Origin of the sequence: Dyadobacter pollutisoli (assembly GCF_026625565.1) — a bacterium.
Lineage (GTDB): Bacteria > Bacteroidota > Bacteroidia > Cytophagales > Spirosomataceae > Dyadobacter > Dyadobacter pollutisoli.
The window spans coordinates 4,769,854-4,789,883 of record NZ_CP112998.1; the positions used below are offsets into that span (position 1 = coordinate 4,769,854).

The following is a 20,030-nucleotide window of genomic DNA, read 5'->3' on the forward strand; positions in this document are numbered from 1 at the left end:
AAAAGCCGACCGCCGATTGCCGACAGCCGAAGTCAACTATTCGCTCCTCAACGACTTCACCGGATTCATCAGTGCTGCTTTGATACTTTGGAAGCTTACGGTCAGCAAGGCGATTGTGATAGCGAGTGCCCCGGCTGCGACGAACATCCACCAGGCAAGATCTACATGATAGGCAAAGTCGTTGAGCCATTGGTTCATCCCGAACCAGGAAATAGGAATACCAATCACAATGGCAATGATGATGAGCCTCAAAAATTCTTTCGAAAGCAGTGTAACAATGTTGGCTACGCTTGCTCCGAGCACCTTCCTCACGCCGATTTCCTTTGTCCTGCGTTCAGCGGTGTAGGCGGACAACCCGAACAAACCAAGACAGCCAATAATGATCGAAATGACAGCGAAAGTGATAAAAATCTTCCCTACCCGCTCTTCACTGCGATAAACCTGATTAAAGTCTTCGTCCATGAACCGGTAACTGAACGGTTGCCCCGGTGCCATTTTCTTCCAAAGCTGTTCAACCTGACCGACGGTTTGCGCCACATTGCCGCCACTTAACTTGAAAACCACATTCCCATTGCTTCGGTAAAGCACCAAACTCAGCGCGCCGATATTTTTCTTCAGAGATTCAAAATGGAAGTTCTTTACTACACCAATGATTGTGTAAGTCACTTTTTGGGTCAAAGCTGCGTCTTCATATCCGAATATTCGTTTTCCAACCGGATCAGCATATCCCAGCACTTTTGCAGCTGCTTCATTGATGACAATGCCCGCAGAATCGGACGGAAATTCTTCTTGGAAAGGACGTCCGTTGGCTATTTGTAAACCCATTGTTTTTACAAAATCATAGTCAACGGCCCATTTCTGCATATTAATGCCTTTGTCCTGCTCCATTTGCCCAACCGGGAAAAATGTATGGTCAGTGCGGGACGATGGCGTAGGCAGAAAGCTCGTCACAGTAGCGCTTTCCACATTTGGAATCCGCATAACCTGCTCCTTGAATGATTTAACCTGATTATTGAGCGCATAGGCATCGTTCACGATCAGCATTTGATCTTTGTTGAAGCCTAGCTTTTTGGTCTGGATAAAATTCAACTGACGATAGATCACGCCGGTGCCTACAATGAGCATTACTGAAATCACAAATTGAAAAACAACGAGCCCATTACGCAGATAGCCTCCCTTTCCTTGGAGTTCCACGCTGTTCTTTAAAACTTTTAGCGGCTTGAAAGCGGAAAGGAAAAACGCAGGATAACTCCCTGCCAGCATTCCCACGGCACCACCCGTTAACAACAAAGCAGCCCAGAACCAAACCTTTTGTATTGGAAAACTAACCTGCTTACCGGCCAGATTATTGAAATACGGAAGCGCTGCATAAGCCAGAATAACTGCCAGTGCGAGTGAAAAGAAACTCAGCATCACTGATTCCGTGAGAAACTGGCTGACGAGAGAAGAACGCTCGGAACCCAAAGCTTTGCGCACACCAACCTCCTTTGCCCGGTTCGCAGAGCGCGCCGTCGCGAGGTTCATAAAGTTTACGCAGGCAATGGTCAGCAGGAATAAGGCTACGACCGCAAAAATATATACGTACTGAATATTACCGTTGACATTGATCTCAGAGGTACGGTCTGAATGCAAATGTATATCGGTAAGCGGAATGAGTGTGTAGCGCAAATAACTTCCCGATTTGCGGACCTCATCCAGCGAGGCACCCAAAAAGCTGACCAGCCATTTTGCAGTATACTTTTGCAGGACTGTTTCAAAATTCTTTTCGAACTGTACAGGATCAACGCCCTCTCTAAATAAAAGATATGTATTAAAATTGTGGCTTCCCCATCCTCCCAGCCTGCTTTCCTCAGTAGAACTCATGGAAAGCAACATATTCATATCACGCAAATGCGATTGCGCCGGAATGTCCTGCATGACACCGGTAACGGTATATGTTTGAGAATTATCAACGATCAGCGCTTTACCGATCGGATTTTCTGCCCCGAAATATTTGGCAGCATCGGTTTCTGAAATGACAACCGTGTGAGGATCTTTTAATGCTTTTTCTGCATCCCCCATTAACATTGGAACGGAGAATACTTTAAAAAAAGTGGAGTCAGCGTAAACAACATGCTCTTCTTTGAGGTTTTCTGCTGCTTCCGCCCTGCGTACCAGCTGGCTGCCATTTTCCCGCAGCCGCACAACCTGTTCAATCTGAGGATAATCTTTCTTCAATGTAAATGCAAGCGGGTCAGGTGCTACCGCAAGCGACATATCTGCTCCGCCGAAGCGTATATCTGCATTGATCCGGTAAATACGTTCCGCGTGACCAAAAGACTTGTCATAGCTGAGCTCATCGATGACATACAACGTGATCAGCAAGCAACTTGCCAGTCCCAATGCAAGGCCGAAAATATTCAGAAACGAATAAAACTTATGATTGCGCAGGTTTCTCCACGCAATCTTCAAATAGTTTTGCAGCATAATTTTACATTTCTATCCCTTTGCCAGGAAGCTCTATTTCGTTCTCGAATTTCTCGATGATACGTTGGCGCTCGCTTTCCGATTTGTCGGAAGCGTCTACTGTTTTTTCGTAAATGTATTCCTCGTTGTTTTTCATAAACCGGTATTTCAGGAACATCTCGCCTGAATCCGGATTATATCTGACATGCTTTGTAAATCCTTTGGGATCTGTACTTTCTGTCAAGTCCTCATTGGGGTCCTTATGAATCATCATGACCGAATTCGATCCGTTGGATGAGTACACCACCGGTTCGGGCGACGATTTCACATGCTCAACGCCAGGTACTGGCTTCGGAGCGGAACGTGGTTTCGGAGGTTCGGGAAGATCCATATTACCTGCCTCAATGGAATCCAGGACTTTATCCCGCAATGCCATTCGCTCCTCGCTGGAAAGCTCCTCTACATTGAAAGATTTATCATAATTAATTTCCTTTCCGTCGATAGTGCCAGTCACGCGAATGGATAATGTTTTACCATCATCGTCAATGCTTCTGCTCAGATGATTTCTTTTCTGGGCAATCGCCAGCGTACTGACACCAGCGAGTAAAATGGTAAGGAGTTTTTTCATGGTTAGATTTGGTATTTGGCATAGCGCCTTTTAAACATGCACCTTTTCGGTCACGATCTTTCCGTCAAACAGGTTGACGATCCTATGGGCGAAACCTGCATCGTATGGTGAGTGAGTTACCATCAGAATGGTCGTCCCCGCTGCATTCAACTGGCTTAACAGGTTCATTACTTCTTCTCCGTTTTTAGAGTCAAGGTTACCTGTAGGCTCATCCGCGAGAATAGTTTTGGGTGTAGCTACTACCGCCCGTGCGATGGCCGTACGCTGCTGCTGTCCCCCGGATAACTGCTGTGGAAAGTGGTTGCGGCGGTGCATCATGTTCATGCGGGTAAGCGCTGCTTCTACTTTTTCCTTGCGTTCAGCAGGAGGTGTTTTCAGGTACAACAGTGGAAGCTCAACGTTTTCATAAACAGTTAGTTCGTCGATGAGGTTAAAGCTCTGAAACACAAAACCAATGTTACCTTTACGGATTTGCGCCCGCTGACGTTCCGACATTTTCGCTACCTCCGTGCCATAAAATTCGTAGGAACCTTCGCTTGGATTATCCAGCAGGCCGAGGATGTTGAGCAATGTGGATTTTCCGCAACCGGAAGGACCCATTATTGCGACGAACTCGCCGTCTCTTACATCCATGTCTATCCCGTTCAGGGCAGTGGTTTCTACCTCTTCCGTAGAAAAGATCTTATGCAGGTTGTTAATCTTAATCATTGGGTTTTCTTTGGCTATCGGCTTTCAGCTGTCGGCTGTCGGCCAGGTTGTGATTGATTATTTACTTTCTAATAGAGTTTATTACGGCGATCGGCTGTCGGCTGTCGACCCTTGAAAGCCGATTGCCGACGGCCGACAGCCTTTTTAGAATTCCAACACCTCATTATCCCCGAAGTTCTCATATGAGCTGGTGATTACTTTTTCACCTGGTTGCAAACCTTCCAGTACTTCGAAATATTCAGGATTTTTGCGACCTAATGTGATTTTGCGTTTCGATGCGCGTTTTTCGCCGTCGCCTACTACATATACCCAGTTTCCACCGGTTTCGGAGAAGAACCCACCGACAGGCAGCAATGTCGCTTGTGAAGGTTGTCCCAATTGCAGGCGGATCGGTGCTGACTGGCCTCTTTTGATCAATTCAGGAGCTCCTTTATCGAATTGCATATCTACTTCAAAACGACCGCTCAGTACCTCAGGATAGATTTTGATAATTTTCAATCCGTAGTCTTTTCCATTGAATTCCATGGAGCCCTGCAAGCCTGCAAAAATCCTTGAAATGTAGTGCTCGTCGACGCTGACGCGCATTTTGAACCCATTCAAATCATCGATCTGGCCAATGTTCTGGCCCTGGTTGATGTTAGAACCCACTTCCACGTTCATGGAAGAAAGCAAACCGGACACAGGCGCTTTCACAGACAGGTTTTCCAGTGTTTGTCTCCACAGATTTACGTTTTTCTGAGTACTGGCCAATGTTCCTTCCAGTTGTGTGATCTGCATTTTAGAGTTTTCCTCCTGGTATTTCTGAGATTCAACTTCAATGTCGCGTTGCTTGGTAAGGCGCTCAAACTCCCTTTTTGTTTTCAGATAATCTGCATCCGGGATGACCTTGTCCTTATATAGTTTTGTATTACGCTCATGCGCATCTCTCGCCTGATCAATCTGAAAATCCAGTTCACTTAATGTCTTTTGAAGATTAAATCGTGCGATTCTAAGACTCTGGCGCGTATTTTGAAGATCGTTAACCAATCGGCTGGCTTCTGTTTCTGATTGCAGGAAGCTCAGTTTCAGGTTTTGGTTTTCCAGTTTCAATAACACATCTCCCTGTTTCACCATGTTACCGCCTTCGATCAGTTTTTCAGTAACATATCCTCCTACGATCGCATCCAGCTGAATGGTTTTCAATGGCTGAACCACACCGGTTACCACGATAAACTCATCGAACTTGCCTTGCTTCACCGTAGAGATTGTCAGTTTATCCTGTTCTACATTCAGTTTGCTGCGTTTATCGGCAAAAAAGAATTGATATACCAGAAAAGCAACCAAAAGGGTGCTGCCGGCGATGATACCGATCCGCTGGGTAGTCCAGAATTTCTTGGGTTTAATTTTGTCCATAGACGACGATCCTCCGGAAAATCCGTTGTTGGTGCTTGTTGAGTTAGGTGTTTTAACTTCCATTATATGCTAGTGATTGAGATTCGATAGTTGAACTTTCCTACTCATTATCCAATCACTATGCCAAAGAAACCAAACCGATATAATATATTGAAAATCAATGCAATTGAATAATTTCTGCCAGTTTCCAATGTCCGTTATCGGACATTTTTGTTCGGCGGCGGACAAGAATATTTATGCCCTTTTTCAGGTAAAATAGTTACTTTTTGATTTGTTATGAAATAAAATTCAAATTGCATCCGCTATCTTACCAAACAATTCAGAATAGAGCCTATAATCGCAGAAATTTACCCCTTTTGCGCACCACAAGAAAACAGCCATGCAACTCTCCGAAGCCAAAATCCTGATCATAGACGATGATGTAGATGTGCTAAGCGCAGCCAAACTTTTGCTCAAAAGACATGCAAAAGTCGTCGACATTGAAAAAAACCCACAGAAATTACCTTTTCTGGTCACCAATGGTGATTACAACCTGATCCTGCTAGACATGAACTTCACCCGCGACGTGAATAGCGGACGGGAAGGTTTTCACTGGCTCGACCGTATCCTGGACATTAATCCCGCCGCGAAAGTGATCATGATCACCGCTTACGGCGACATTGAAATGGCGATCAGGGCGATCAAGGCAGGGGCTATTGATTTTGTATTAAAGCCCTGGGAAAATGATAAACTGCTCGCTACCATTGCAGTAGCACTCGAAGGCGGAAAAGATAAAGTCGCTCCCATAGCAGAAGAAAAATCAAAAGACGACGGTAAGAAAAGCAAGTCTGCCTCTGATACCATTGTTGCTACGAGTGAGATCATGCGCCAGGTACTCGGAACCGCTGAACGTGTTGCAGCTACCGATGCCAATGTGCTGGTACTCGGTGAAAATGGTACCGGTAAAACGCAGCTCGCCAAGCATATACACCAGCACTCCAAGCGTGCCGACAAACCTTTTGTGGTGGTCGACCTCGGTGCATTGAGCGAGACATTATTTGAAAGCGAGCTTTTTGGTCACGTGAAGGGCGCATTTACGGATGCAAAAGAAGACCGCGCCGGGAGATTTGAAGAAGCAAAAGGCGGAACCATATTCCTGGACGAGATCGGAAACCTTACATTGGCATTGCAAGCCAAGTTACTGACCGTTATCCAGGAACGCCGGGTAACCCGCGTGGGCTCCAACAAGCCCATTGCCCTGGATGTGCGCTTGATTTGCGCGACTAATATGAACATTGAGAAAATGGTGACGGAGAAAGTTTTTCGTCAGGATCTTTTGTACAGGATCAATACCATTGAGCTTGACCTGCCGGCACTACGCGACCGTCCCGAGGATATTGGTGCCCTGGCCGACTACTATTTGAAACAATACGCCAAAAAATACAACCGCCCGGTTAATGATATCAGCAATGCATTGATCAAAAAGATGCAGCAATATAACTGGCCCGGTAACATTCGCGAATTGCAGCACGCCATTGAACGCGCCGTAATTCTTTCGCAGGAAAAAACATTGCAGCCCGACGACCTTTTCCTGAAAAGTTCCGCCGGACAACCTACCACCGCCACCGGTTTTGACCTGGAAGACATGGAGAAGACCATGATCGTGAAGGCAATGAAACGCTTCAATGGCAACATTACCGATGCAGCGCGCGAACTTGGCCTGAGCCGGGCCGCACTTTACCGCCGAATGGAAAAGTACGGGCTGTAACTGGCATGTTTTTTGGACTAGCAGGAGCGATAGTATTCGATATAAATCAATTTGTTCCGGTAATGACCAAATATATTCCGTTCTTCTGCCTCATTTTTTGCTGTAACTCTTTATTTGCCCAGGAAAGTAAAATTGTCCCCGTACATTTAAAAAACGTCAAAACCAGTCAGGGTTTCTGGCACGACCGGCTCCAATCCGCTCAGAATGTGACCATTCCGCATGCGTTACAACAATGCGAGGAGTCCGGCCGGATTAATAACTTCGCGGTGGCGGGAGGACTCAAAAAAGGGAAATTCGAAGGCGTCCGTTTCAATGATTCGGACGTTTTCAAAGTAGTGGAGGGAGCCTCGTATGTGCTTCAAAATCATTACGATCCAAAGCTGGATCATTACCTGGACAGCCTGATCACCCTTTTTGCAGCAGCCCAGGAACCCGACGGCTACCTCTACACGCTCCGTACGATCAACAAAGACACGACCGGCTCCTTCGACTGGATCGCCGGCCCTTACCGGTATTCTTTCGAAAATGGCAGCCATGAGCTCTACAATGTGGGGCACCTTTATGAAGCAGCTGTTGCACACTACGAAGCTACCGGCAAAAAGAATTTATTGAATGTCGCCATCAAAAACGCGGACCATCTCGTCAAAACCATTGGCCCTAAACCAGGTCAATTGGTAGTGGTTCCAGGTCACGAAGAAATCGAAATTGCATTAATCAGACTTTACCGAACAACCGGCAAAAAAGAGTACCTCAATCTGTCCCGTTTTTTTATCGACATGCGTGGTCGCTCCGACAAACGCACCCTGTTTTTGGACGAACACAAGCTTGGCCCTTCCTATTTTCAGGACCAGGTACCGTTTGTTCGCCAGCGCGAGGCGGTCGGCCATGCGGTACGTGCGCAATACCTGTACACGGCCGTCGCTGATATGCTGACGCTCGAAAACAATCCCCAATACGAGACTGCCATTCACGCGATCTGGGATGATGCTACTCATAAAAAGCAATACATTACCGGCGGCGTGGGTGCGCGGGAAGACGGCGAGGCGTTTGACAAAGCTTACATCCTGCCCAATGACAATGCGTACGCGGAAACCTGTGCTGCCATTGCAAATATGCTTTGGAATCATAAAATGTACCTTTCCACGGGTGAAGCCAAGTATATGGATGTTTTTGAACGTGTGCTTTATAATGGCTTTTTAGGCGGAATGTCGGTCAATGGTGATAAGTATTTTTATGTTAATCCAATGGCTTCCAATGGTGTGAATGATTTCAAAAGTGGTCATGGCGCAGAGCGGCAGTCATGGTTCGGAACGGCCTGCTGCCCCACCAATGTATCGCGTTTCCTTCCTTCCATGCCGGGTTACATTTACGCGACGCGTGGTAACGAGCTCGTCGTGAACCTGTTCGCTGATAATGAGGCTAATCTGACAGTTGGCAATGTACCGGTCAAATTGACCCAGCAGACCAACTATCCATGGGAGGGAAATATCAAAATCACTGTTTACCCGGAAAAGCCAGCCACTTTTCCACTATCCATCCGCATTCCGGGTTGGGCTACCGGCGAGGCCATTCCCGGTAATTTGTACACTTATCAGGACAAACTTTCCAAGCCGGTCACATTATTGATCAATGGAAAGAAAAGCGATGCTACCATTGAAAAAGGCTATCTCAAAATTACCCGCCCCTGGAAAAAGGGTGACCTAGTAGAACTGACGCTCGATATGCCTGTTCGCAAAGTTGTGTCAAACGAAAATGTTAAAACGAATCAGGGTAAGGTCGCCATTGAGCGCGGCCCTGTACTTTACTGTGCGGAAGGGCACGACAATGGTGGCAAGGCACTTTCGATCCGCATTTCGGGAACACAGTCCTTTGTTCCGCAGTATCAAAAAGACATGCTCGGCGGTATCAATGTGCTTAAAACAAACGAAGGGAACATCACATTGATCCCCTATTACGCCTGGGCAAACCGCGGTGCGAATGAAATGACGATTTGGTTTGATGCCAGGTAACGGTTATTTCGATAAATTCTTCTGAACCGTTTCCAGGTCCTTCAATTCACCATTGACGATGATATTGACGTCACTGTTTTTGAACACCTCATTCTCGGAAACTAGTTTACTTTTGAAATATAATGTAAATGGAAGCGACTTGCCTTTGGCGATCAACTGGCCTGTCGCTTTCAAAATTTTACCCATATCGATCGCTAATGGTATGTCGTAAATTTCATGGCTTTTCCCTTTGATTTTGGTAGTACCCTTCACACTTCCCTCCGCCAGCCGCTTCTGCTTGCCCAGATCCACCACATAAGAAGGATCTTCAAACTGTACCGGAAACGGATTTTGGTTTGAAAATTTGAGTTTTAGCACCACCTGAGACTTCGACAGTCTGAATTTGGTCATATCATAATCCACAATTTCCACTTTCGGAAGCCGGTATAGCGGCAACCTTTTGTCCATGTCCAGCACAATGGTATCTTTTCCCAGAAATGGCTTGGCCAGATGGAACCGGCCTTCGAAATGATAATTGGCGCTATCCTCTCCTTTTGCAGCTTCCGAGTCTCCCTCGGCTTTCAGCTTCTTAATTTTCAGCTGCGATGGAAGCTCCACCACAGTGCTATCCCTTGCTTCCAGTCTCAGCAGCTCGGCATGTTTATTCTCTATAATGGTCACGCCGTTCATTTTCACCAGGTAACTAAAATCTTCAATATCCAGTCCGAAGGGCAGCGGATTGTCGACCAGTAACTTCAACGACAGGTCAATGGTGCTGTCGGTAATGTTGCTGATACGCCCGATCCCCATCTCGACCCTGGGTTTCAGTCCTGACGCCGGATTTGCATTATCGCCTTTGTACTTTTTGAAAAAATACCAGCCAGCACCAACAATCGAAATTAAGACCAGAAGGGTTATTACAGTTTTAGGAAACCTGTTGCCGCGCATATCGAATGATTTAATATGATGAAATCGATAATCTTCTGTTAAAAAAATCATTCCCTATATTCTTCATACCCATTCCATAGTTTACCCCGCTTCCACATAAAACAAACTGTTCGTAAACGTATATGTGGACATTAGTCTTCATTCCAGACAACCAATCTGCAACGACAGCCAATTTTGATTTTGGTATGGTTTTTAAACCGGAATTGTGAAGAATGATAGGTTTCATTCGATTTTAAAACCATTTACCTTTTAATCAACGACTAACTATGAAAGCGACCAAAAGCAAAACTGCCACCCGACAAATTACGGATACAGATAGTGAAAAACTGAAAGAACTATTTATAGACGGGCTTAAAGACATTTACTGGGCAGAAAAGAATCTGACAAAAGCATTGCCCAAAATGGCTAAAAACGCAACTTCCGAAGAATTGAAATCCGCTTTCGATATGCATACTACTGAAACAGAAGAACATGTAAGCAGATTGGAGGAGATTTTCGGGATGGTTGGTGAAAAAGCACAAGCAAAAAAATGTGCTGCTATGGAAGGACTGATTGAAGAAGCAAACGAGATCATCAGCAGTACTGATAAAGGAACTATGGTGCGCGACTGCGGACTGATTATGGCCGCCCAAAAAGTAGAACATTACGAAATTGCCTCTTATGGAACGCTGCGAAACATCGCCCGCACTCTCGGCCACACCGACGTTGCGGACCTGCTGCAACAAACACTTGACCAGGAAGGCGAAACGGATCATAAGCTGACCGAGCTGGCTGAAACGTATGTGAACGAGGAAGCAAACGCAGAGTAATCGCGCCGCATTCGAAGCAAAAAGAGCTGGTCGACAAATTGTCAACCAGCTCTTTACATTTCACGATATTCAATCTATCCAACCAGATTCAGCTTCCCATGATCGCCTCCCTCGGGTGTCGTTCCGGTCAGCACAGCCTTGATCATAGAGAAAAATACGACCATCTTGGACGAAGTACTGTCCCAATAGGCCGCCTCATCGGTGGTCACTTTCAGTACCACCAGATTAGGGTCGTCCTTACCTTCCGGGAACCACGCCTTCGACATAGGGTTCCACAGTTCTTCTTTTCTCGCTTCACTTTCTACAATGGCCGCGTTTCCCGAAACACTAATATATGTATTGCTCTTTGGGTCGGAGTAAATAAGCGTTACCGGCTCCCGGCGGTTTGTTTCATCACCAATTTCCGTATTCCGGCTGGTAAAAAACCATACATTCCCGTCAGTATCTATTTCGAGCGTAGTCATCGGCCTGGACTCTATTTTTCCGTCGCTGTAAGTGGTATACATGCAAAACCGGATGTCTTCGGCCAATGATTTCAGTTTTTTTATGGCTTCTCTGTCTTCAAAATCCTTTTCCATAACTGTTGTATTTTACATCTTTTGAAACAATCATTTTCAAAAGATCCTTACAACAACCGTTCCAAAGTCGTGAAGCGTCAGCTACGCATCAATTTCTCGTACTCACGCTCAGCCAATTGTTTTTCGTCAAGGTTTCCGTAAGCTGTGAAATAATGCGTGGCCAGTCCGATTCCCCAACCAATCATTGGAAACACAGGCCACGGGAAAATATCATTGCCTGTGAATGGAAATGTTGAAACCAGGTAAATCAGCCACAAACCTCCATTCACGATCAGGTAAGTGCGTAGGTGCATGACGAAAGCAGCTCGTTTTTTAGCTTTTCTCCAAACGAATTCATTGCGTAGCGGTTCCATGATTTTAGGCTTTTTTGGTTCAGAACATTTTTTTTGAATCAGTAACCGACTGTCCGTCAGTTACTGAATATTCAAATATATATTGACTTTGATCATGGAGCCTGCTGATTCCGATGGAGTTAATAATTATTCCGATGAAGCATCAAAATATGGTGACGAACCGAACATCAAATTTTAGAATTCGAGGCGGTAGTTCAGGATTGGAAGCAAACCGGTTTGGGTAATGAGTTTCACACGGTCATTTTTCCTGTCATAGTGCTGGTCATGCGCATTCAAACGATTGGTCACATTTTGTATATCCAGGGAAATCGTGGAAGTAGTGCGCTTCTTATTTTTGGTATAGCTTACCCGGAGATCGGTGCGGAAGTAATGTGGCAATTGTTGCGAGTAGCTGCGCGTCCAATCCCTCTCGGTTTTACCGGTTTCTCTCGATTTCGCAAGATCAATCGGAGTCGTACGGTTACCCCCTGAGGCCAGCAACTTGACATTTGCTGCGAAAATATTGGTCTTGTTTTTCCCGACTTTCCATTCCTTCCCAGCCAGCACATTCTGCACATACTGACCATTAAACCGGCTGTCACGCTCAATCCCATCACGTCCTGTGTATTTGGACTGATAAAGCGAAGTAGTACTCATCAGGTAAAAACCGCCGGTCAATGCTTTCTCCACGGTCAGCTCCACACCATAGCTCCGTCCTTTTCCGTCGCTGGTCAGCGAATCGCTGACGAAACCGCTGATCTCGTTGATTTGTGAATTGTGTAGCAGGAAAGGCGTCGTCGTGTTCGCAGGCCCGATCGGCACATTATAATGATGCTGATAGTAAGTTTCACCCAAAATGCGCCAGCTCGAAGTCGGTCGAAATTCATAGCCTAGTACCAAATGCGCCGATTTCATTAGTTTGAGGTTTTTATTGAGCAGATCAGTCTTACCATCCGGTACCTTCACCTGAGCAAAATAGGTAGAGATCGACTCGGTTTTACTATGCAAACCTGCCCCGAAACTAATGGTAGATTTCGGCGCAACCGACCATTTCATTCCAAGTCTGGGTTCAATGGAATACTGATTGTTCAGCCCCAAAAGCATTCCGTGCACGCCTCCATTCACGGTTACGGTAGGCGATAAACGCGACTTCCACTGCGCATATCCCTGGAACAGCTGTGTGTTCCCTTTCTGGTCAACGTTGACCTGGAATGGCCCATCCTCATTGTCCCTGTCGAACAGGTTAAAATCAAGATGGTTTATAATGACACCCAGCCTTAAAGTATTTCTAGCATTCACTTTGTAGTTATAGAGCGAGGAAAGCCGGAGTGCCTGGTTGACGAAATTTTGCTGGTATGTCGCTTTCAGATCTTTGTCATAGAAATCCCCGCTCTGGCTCGTGGCTGAGTAGGAAACGATGTTCTCCATGTAAGAACGGTTGTTGATATATCTCAAATAATTGACTCCGATAATACCGCGATTGGACTTAAATTTCTCCTTAAAATCATCGTCATCCACTGTTGAAGTGCTCAATCCACCCATTCCCCAGACGGTAACCACCACTTTCTCGTCGTAAGGGATATATACCTTAAAAGCACCATCCTGAAAATCGATCGAAGCATCGCCGTTGAGATTAACCCCAATCTTATTAAGAACAGAGAGGGTAGAATAGCGATAGTTAGCCAGATAAGAAGCTCCGCCTTTCGGGCCAATGGGACCTTCCGCGGCGAAATCGAGTCCAAGGATTCCGGCTTGCAATGCATATTCCCGCTTTTCATTGTTTCCTTTCCTTAGTTTTAAATCAAATACACCCGAAGTCGCATTACCATATTCCGCCGGGAAAGCACCGGTGAGAAAGTCCGAATTACCAAGCACATTGGCACTTAGCGCACTTATCCCTCCTCCACTGGAACCTTCCTGGGCAAAATGGTTCGGATTAGGAATCTCTACTCCTTCCATCCTCCACAGCATTCCTTTGGGACTGTTTCCGCGGATAATGATCTGGTTACTGCCGTCATCATTGGTAGCAACGCCGGCAAATGACAAAGCCATCCGGGCAGGATCATTGACAGCGGCTGCGAACCGCTTGGTCTGGTCCACCGTAAATGAGCGGCCACTCACACTAACCATATCATTGAGTGGGGCGCCATTTTCCTTTTGTGCTTTGATAACCACCTCATTCAATGACCGAAATGATTCCGTGAGTTTAACATTTAGTTCCACCTCCTTTCCTGAGCCAACATTGATTTCCTGAAGAAAAGCATCGTCGTAACCCACGCTGGTGATTTTGAACGAATGACGACCGATCGCTAGATTTTCGATACGAAAATTCCCTTCGGTGTCCGTAGCAGCACCCATTATCGGATTGACGGAAGTGACGATAACATTGGCGCCAATGACAGGCTGCTGAGATTCAGTGTCGACGATTCGGCCTTTGACAGTTTGCGTAGGTTGCTGAGCATGAGCCAGGGCGCACCACGCCCCGGCCATTAATGTGAAGAAAAATTTTTTCATAGCTGTTGTTTTCAATTCTGACAACTCAGCTACGGCTTACCCTAATTTTGGTTTGAAAAATTATTTTCTTGTTATACCTGCCACATGACACTCTGTAAGAAATCCATTAAATGTAATCTTGGAACCCTAAAATCGGATCATCAAAACCATCCTGAATCTCAATAAGTCCTTTTGCCAACCCTGCAACCCTTTTGCTTGATTTGACCCGGGATTTAGGTTTGAGTGAATCAATGAATTTTGACACCTCAGCTTTTTGATGCTGGGGTAACCCGGACAATTTGGTGTATAGTTTCAGATCTGTCATAACAAGCTGGCTTTTAACAAATTTACAAAAAAGATCCTGATCAAAGAGCTTGCGTGAAAGCGGCCCGCATTACTCTTACTTGTTTAGACGTAGCTTTGACGAGGTGGTCACATACTACCCCTATAAAATTTGCATCGGCATCGGAGCATACGAATGATTGAGTGGCCCAGAGCCCTGACCTGTTTTGACGTCCTTACCAGCTTCAATCGCGCCGGAAATGTACTCTTTGGCAAAAATGATCGCTTCCGTGAGAGAACTTCCTTTTGCAACCCACGTTGCGATCGCGGACGATAATGTGCAGCCTGTACCATGTACATTGGTGCTGTCGATGTAGTCGGATTCCAGCGTAAGCGTATCCTGGCCGCGCTGCGCAAAAACGTCAAATAATGTTTCCCCTACCAGATGCCCGCCTTTGAGCAATACCGCTTTGCAGCCGTTCCGTATCATCTCCGAGGCTGCTTCTTTCATTTTTTCCAAAGAATCGATTTTGCCTGACATCAAAATCTCCCCTTCGTCCAGGTTAGGCGTGATCAGGTCTGCAAGAGGAAATAACTCACTCCATAACACCTCAATGGTCTCTTCACGAATGAGCTTTGAACCGCTGGTGGACACCATAACCGGGTCAAAAATTACAAACCGGGGTTTAAAACGCGCCAATACTCCGGCGATAACCAGCGCAGCCTCGGCGGTATTGATCATCCCGATCTTGACTGCATCAATGGTAATGTCTTCAAAAACGGCTTCGAGTTGCTCTTGTAAAAATATGGACGGAACAGGGTGAATCGCCCTGACACCGCGCGTGTTCTGGGCTGTTAATGCTGTAATCGCGGAGGTACCGTATGCTCCTAAGGCTGCGATAGTTTTGAGGTCGGCCTGAATACCGGCACCGCCGCCACTGTCTGAGCCTGCTATGGTTAGTATGGTGGGATATCGGTTCATGTAGAGCGTTCTATAATTTTCACAAAAGGATTTCACCGAAGGAAAGAAGCGGCGAATGTAGTAGTTTTGGGTGGTTATTAAAAAAATACACTCACCTGATAATGATTAAAGCAGCCATATTTGACATGGACGGGTTACTGATCGATTCGGAACCCATGTGGACAGAAGCCGCCCGTGAAGTAATGCAAAAAGTCAATTTTGAGATTACAGAAGCATTAAAACTGCAAACCACGGGACTATCCATTAAGCTCTTCCTTGATTTCTGCCACCAGATCCAGCCGTGGAATACGCCTAGCTTCGAGGAACTGGAAAGCGCAATCCTCGAAAAAGCCCACCATACCATTCTTGCCAACGCGGAGGCAATGCCCGGCGCCATTGCCCTTGTAAAAGAGTTGAAATCGCAGGGACTCAAACTGGCGGTGGCGTCGGCTTCGCACATGGAGCTGATTGAAGGCGTACTGCGCAGATTGGAAATTATTGATTACTTTGACACCTGGCATTCAGGCGAACTGGAAGAATTCACCAAACCACACCCGGCAGTATATCTGACGACCGCAGTCAAATTGGGCGTACTGCCGGAAGAATGCGTTGCTTTTGAAGATTCACACGCGGGACTTCGCGCTGCGCACGCGGCCGGAATGGTTACGATTTCAGTACCTGCAATGGAAGTATTCCATGATCCAAAATTTAATCTGGCTCATTATAAGATCAATTCTTTGGAGAAATTCATTTTGAGTGAAATGTCGGGTGTTCCGCAGAATGTCCTGGACAACTAAAAACCTTCCACCTTATTTCGTTAGCTTTTAATGATCGGACTTCGGCACTTCAGTATTATGATCATGATCAGGATAATAATCATTGTCCTGAGTGTCATTGCCCTGGCATGGCTTGCTTCCAAACATACGAACGAAATACTGGTGTATGTGCTGGGGGCTATTTTCATATTCATTCAAGCCTCGCTGCTCTATCAGTATGTCACGAATGTAAACCGGAAGCTTACCTATTTTCTTGAATCGGTCCGCTACTCGGACTTTACGATCAATTTCCGGTCGGACAATAAAATGGGCAGGACATTTAAGGAGCTGAACCAGCAGTTTAATGAGGTTCTGCATGCTTTCCGCCAAGCGAGGGCCGAAAAAGAGGCTAACCTTCAATATCTGAACACGATCGTCCAGCACATTGGTACCGGGCTGATCACTTTTGATAACAATGGACAGGTAAACCTGATCAACAATGCCGCTTTGCGGATGCTTGGCATTTACCGGCTGCATCAGCTTAGCGAACTGAAAGACAAGCACCCCCGTCTCTACGAACTACTTTCCCATCTCGATAGCGGCGTCCGGGAACTATACCGAACCCCTTCCGACCAGCCGCTGGCGTTGCAGGGGGCGGCTATTCAGCTTCGGGGAATGTGGGTAAGGATAGTCGTTTTACAGAATATTCAAACGGAATTACAGCAGCAGGAGGTGGAATCCTGGCAAAACCTGACGCGCGTTCTGCGTCACGAGATCATGAATTCGATGACGCCGATCGTTTCACTCGTCGGTACCATGCGCCTGATTGTAAATGAGGATATTGAAAAGTCTACCAGCGACCAGGAAGCGGTGAATGACTTGAAAGAAGCATTGTCCACGCTGGAAAAACGCAGCAAAGGCATGATGCAGTTTGTGAATGCATACCGTGATTTTACGACACTTCCCAAGCCGGTATTTGCGAACCTTAGCGTCGCCGAGCTTTTGCAGGAAGTTTTGCAATTATTACAAACCGACCTTACGCAATCGGGCGTGCTTTGGAAACTTTCTATCAAGCCCGAAACGCTGATCGTGAAGGCCGATGGAAGCCAGATCCAACAAGTACTGATCAACCTGATCAAGAATGCATCCGAATCGTTCTCTTCGCAAACCAACCGGCTGATCACGTTAACCGCCTATCAGACCGACAATGTTGTGATTGAGGTAGAAGACAATGGCGATGGCATTGAACCTGAGGCCATTGAAAATATATTTATTCCTTTTTATACCACCAAAAAAACCGGTTCAGGTATCGGATTAAGCCTCTCCCGCCAGATTTTACAACAGCACAACGGCCAGCTCAATGTTTCCTCAGAAGTAGGAAAAGGCACGGTTTTTACATTGATTATTTGAGACGGGGTCGCCTAGACTTGGCAAGTCTGACAGACTTACCAAGTCTTGTTAAGTCCAGGCGACTCCATCTTCCTTCCAACCTTTTCAATCAGAGAATTGTCTTTGGCTAAACTATAATCGAAAAACCGCTATGAAAAGGTATTTTTTGTTTGTACTGACTATCGCCGGTATCGTTTCTTGTAAAAGCTCCGGCGTCGATAAAAAGGAAGAGGGTATCAAGTACAAGGAAACCGTTACTCTGAATGATGTTCCAAAAGCCACATTGACTTTTTTTGGACTTCAAGACAGCCGCTGCCCCGAGAATGTACAATGTGTGTGGGCAGGTAATGCGACGGTTGATTTATTGCTATCGGGTGTAACTACCGAAGGCGGAGTGAATGAACACGTTAAAATGTGCCTGGGACAATGTGATCAAAAATTTAAAGAAGCAGATACATTAGACAAGAAGTTCGCAGGAGAAGATTACCGGTTGATATTGAACGCTGTGAAGCCTTATCCAAAAGTTGATTCTACCAGAAAGATTGAGGACACTTACATTCTCTTGAAAATCGAGAAAAAGTAAAAAGCAAGACAAATACAGTTTTTGTCACAAAGAGCGCACGGGGCCGCCCGGCGGTCGAAGTGCATGCACAATACAAAGGGATTGTTCCTAGTCAGCAACGACCTTCGACTGCGATCAGGCTGACAATGCTTATTAGCTACGCCAGTTTGCTCTTCCTGTAACCGTAGCTGAAATAAATCACCAGCCCGATCGCCAGCCAGATCACAAATATCAGCCAGTTGGACGAACCTAGTTCCGTCATTAAATAAAGGTTCGTCAGGATTCCTGCTACCGGCAATGTTGAGAAGTTATATTTGAAACTCATTACAGAAAGCGTCGCCCAGGTTATCCAAAAGACAATGGTGAGCAGCTTATGCTCAATAATTTCCATACCCGACAACCCCTTCCATTCCGCGATCGCTTCCTGACCATAAGTCAAAAGCCCTGCGATAGCTACTAAAAAGAGTATCCCCACAATGTATTTCCCATTCAAATAAGGAACCCGGAATTTAGATTGGGCTGAGATACCTTTGTGATCCAGATAAAGGATGCCGCCGCATACGAGAATAAATGCAAAGAAGGTTCCCACACTCGTCAGATCCACAAAAAAGTCCATCTTGAAAAACAGTGCCGGTATCCCCACGACGAAACCAGTAACAATGGTGGCAAATGAAGGAGTCTGATATTTCGGGTGAATTTTGGCAAAGCGTTTCCATAAAAGACCGTCACGGCTCATCGTCATCCAGATCCGCGGCTGCCCTAGCTGATACACCAGTAAGGCACTCGTAATCGCGATCACCGAGCTCACAGAAATGATCCCAGCCATAAAATCAAGGCCATTCTTTTCAAAAACAAATGCTAGCGGATCGCTCACTTTCAGTTCTGAATAATTGACCATTCCGGTCAGTACCAATGTAATGAGCACATATAATACGGTACATATCACAAGACAGTAGATCATGGCTTTGGGCATATCGCGCTGCGGGTTTTTACATTCCTCAGCGGTAGTGGATATCGAGTCAAAACCGATGAATGCGAAGAAAACGGATGCTACACCGCCCATTACCCCTTTAATCCCATTGGGCGCAAATGGGGACCAGTTTTCAGGTTTTACATAAAATGCCCCGGCAAAAATCACCAACAAAACAACGCCGATTTTCAGCACAACCATGATGTTACTTGCCGTCCGCGATTCACGGATACCGATATATACCAATGCCGTAATGAGCAATGTGACCAATCCTGCGGGCAGGTTCAGCATAATGTGAAAATCTCCGATCATCGGTGCCGTTTCGTAAGCCGCAGCTGCAAACTTTTCGTAGGTACTCATTTCAGCCGCCCCCGCACTTTGCAATTTTGCAAATGCTTCCGACGCAGTTTCCAGGTTAACAGTAAGCCAGCCCGGAAGCACAATTCCGAATCCACGAAGCATGCCAGTAAAGTATTCCGACCAGGAAATGGCCACTACCATATTGGAAACGGCATATTCCAGGATCAGCGACCAGCCAATGATCCAGGCAAACAACTCTCCGAACGCCACATACGCATACGTGTACGCACTCCCGGAAACGGGAACGGTACTCGCAAACTGCGCGTAGGATAGCGCTGTGAAAACGCAGGCAATCGCTGTGAAAATGAAAAGTAACGATACCGCCGGGCCACCATTGTAACTGGCAACCCCAATGGTACTGAAAATCCCCGCCCCTACTATCGCCGCTATTCCCAAAGAAACCAGGTCCCGGACACCGAGTATTTTGGCTAGCCCGCCGTGCTCATTTGAATGGGCGTCTTTGAGAATTTGTTCAACCGTCTTTTTTCGAAATAGAGAAGAATTTTGTTTCATGCAGGAGCTGATTGGCAGGTATCAGTATGTAATAAGTTTGGCTAAAATAACGATATTCTAAACTCATCGCCGCATCCGTTGAAAATTTGTTCACTGAATGCCAAAAATTCCATAGAAAATTCTTGGTTAAGAAATCAAACGGTCCAAGATTGTGTTATCGACCTGACTTA

Annotated in this window: 17 protein-coding genes; 6 read left to right on the top strand and 11 right to left on the bottom strand. The window is 46.0% G+C overall.

Features of this window, described 5'->3' with window-relative positions; genetic code table 11:
* Positions 1-36: 36 nt before the first annotated feature.
* From ON006_RS19425 to ON006_RS19440, 4 genes are all read right to left on the bottom strand, one after another.
* On the bottom strand, positions 37-2,466 hold the full coding sequence (locus ON006_RS19425; protein ID WP_244821034.1) for an ABC transporter permease: 2,430 nt from the start codon (positions 2,464-2,466) through the stop codon (positions 37-39).
* A gap of 4 nt (positions 2,467-2,470) precedes the next feature.
* Complete coding sequence (locus tag ON006_RS19430; protein WP_244821035.1) at positions 2,471-3,073, bottom strand: hypothetical protein; 603 nt, start codon at positions 3,071-3,073, stop codon at positions 2,471-2,473.
* A 30-nt stretch (positions 3,074-3,103) separates the two neighbouring features.
* A complete protein-coding gene (locus tag ON006_RS19435) occupies positions 3,104-3,781 on the bottom strand; it encodes an ABC transporter ATP-binding protein (protein ID WP_244821036.1) in 678 nt (225 codons plus the stop codon).
* 144 nt (positions 3,782-3,925) lie between these two features.
* Positions 3,926-5,173, bottom strand: a complete 1,248-nt coding sequence (locus ON006_RS19440; RefSeq protein WP_244821186.1) for an efflux RND transporter periplasmic adaptor subunit — start codon at positions 5,171-5,173, stop codon at positions 3,926-3,928.
* Positions 5,174-5,552: 379 nt separating this feature from the next.
* Here ON006_RS19440 and ON006_RS19445 point away from each other — a divergent pair, with 379 nt between their 5' ends.
* The gene (locus tag ON006_RS19445) at positions 5,553-6,920 is read left to right on the top strand and encodes a sigma-54-dependent transcriptional regulator (protein WP_244821037.1); all 1,368 of its coding nucleotides are present in this window, start codon (positions 5,553-5,555) and stop codon (positions 6,918-6,920) included.
* Between the two features lie 62 nt (positions 6,921-6,982).
* Positions 6,983-8,929, top strand: a complete 1,947-nt coding sequence (locus ON006_RS19450; RefSeq protein WP_244821038.1) for a glycoside hydrolase family 127 protein — start codon at positions 6,983-6,985, stop codon at positions 8,927-8,929.
* 3 nt (positions 8,930-8,932) lie between these two features.
* Here the strand turns inward: ON006_RS19450 and ON006_RS19455 are convergent, their stop codons facing one another.
* Positions 8,933-9,856, bottom strand: coding sequence for an LEA type 2 family protein (locus ON006_RS19455; protein WP_244821039.1), 924 nt, complete (start codon positions 9,854-9,856; stop codon positions 8,933-8,935).
* A 266-nt stretch (positions 9,857-10,122) separates the two neighbouring features.
* Between ON006_RS19455 and ON006_RS19460 the strand changes: the two genes are divergently transcribed.
* Positions 10,123-10,665 carry a YciE/YciF ferroxidase family protein gene (locus ON006_RS19460; protein ID WP_244821040.1) on the top strand — a complete coding sequence of 181 codons (543 nt, stop codon included), beginning with the start codon at positions 10,123-10,125 and terminating at the stop codon, positions 10,663-10,665.
* 74 nt (positions 10,666-10,739) lie between these two features.
* Here ON006_RS19460 and ON006_RS19465 read toward each other — a convergent pair whose 3' ends face one another.
* From ON006_RS19465 to thiD, 5 genes are all read right to left on the bottom strand, one after another.
* Positions 10,740-11,243, bottom strand: coding sequence for a pyridoxamine 5'-phosphate oxidase family protein (locus tag ON006_RS19465; protein WP_244821041.1), 504 nt, complete (start codon positions 11,241-11,243; stop codon positions 10,740-10,742).
* Between the two features lie 77 nt (positions 11,244-11,320).
* The gene (locus tag ON006_RS19470; protein ID WP_244821042.1) at positions 11,321-11,596 is read right to left on the bottom strand and encodes a 2TM domain-containing protein; all 276 of its coding nucleotides are present in this window, start codon (positions 11,594-11,596) and stop codon (positions 11,321-11,323) included.
* 174 nt (positions 11,597-11,770) lie between these two features.
* Positions 11,771-14,089: a TonB-dependent receptor gene (locus tag ON006_RS19475; RefSeq protein WP_244821043.1), complete on the bottom strand. Its 2,319-nt coding sequence runs from the start codon at positions 14,087-14,089 to the stop codon at positions 11,771-11,773.
* A 106-nt stretch (positions 14,090-14,195) separates the two neighbouring features.
* Complete coding sequence (vapB, locus tag ON006_RS19480; protein WP_244821044.1) at positions 14,196-14,393, bottom strand: type II toxin-antitoxin system VapB family antitoxin; 198 nt, start codon at positions 14,391-14,393, stop codon at positions 14,196-14,198.
* Positions 14,394-14,513: 120 nt separating this feature from the next.
* The gene (thiD, locus tag ON006_RS19485) at positions 14,514-15,332 is read right to left on the bottom strand and encodes a bifunctional hydroxymethylpyrimidine kinase/phosphomethylpyrimidine kinase (RefSeq protein WP_244821045.1); all 819 of its coding nucleotides are present in this window, start codon (positions 15,330-15,332) and stop codon (positions 14,514-14,516) included.
* A 101-nt stretch (positions 15,333-15,433) separates the two neighbouring features.
* On the opposite strand from thiD, the gene hxpB reads away from it, so the two are divergent.
* The 3 genes from hxpB (at position 15,434) to ON006_RS19500 (ending at position 18,038) form a co-directional block, all read left to right on the top strand.
* Positions 15,434-16,108, top strand: coding sequence for a hexitol phosphatase HxpB (gene hxpB / locus ON006_RS19490; RefSeq protein WP_244821046.1), 675 nt, complete (start codon positions 15,434-15,436; stop codon positions 16,106-16,108).
* Between the two features lie 57 nt (positions 16,109-16,165).
* Positions 16,166-17,476, top strand: coding sequence for a sensor histidine kinase (locus ON006_RS19495; RefSeq protein WP_244821187.1), 1,311 nt, complete (start codon positions 16,166-16,168; stop codon positions 17,474-17,476).
* Between the two features lie 130 nt (positions 17,477-17,606).
* Positions 17,607-18,038: a hypothetical protein gene (locus ON006_RS19500; protein ID WP_244821047.1), complete on the top strand. Its 432-nt coding sequence runs from the start codon at positions 17,607-17,609 to the stop codon at positions 18,036-18,038.
* A gap of 136 nt (positions 18,039-18,174) precedes the next feature.
* Here the strand turns inward: ON006_RS19500 and ON006_RS19505 are convergent, their stop codons facing one another.
* Positions 18,175-19,860 carry an amino acid permease gene (locus ON006_RS19505; protein ID WP_244821048.1) on the bottom strand — a complete coding sequence of 562 codons (1,686 nt, stop codon included), beginning with the start codon at positions 19,858-19,860 and terminating at the stop codon, positions 18,175-18,177.
* Between the last annotated feature and the right edge of the window lie 170 nt (positions 19,861-20,030).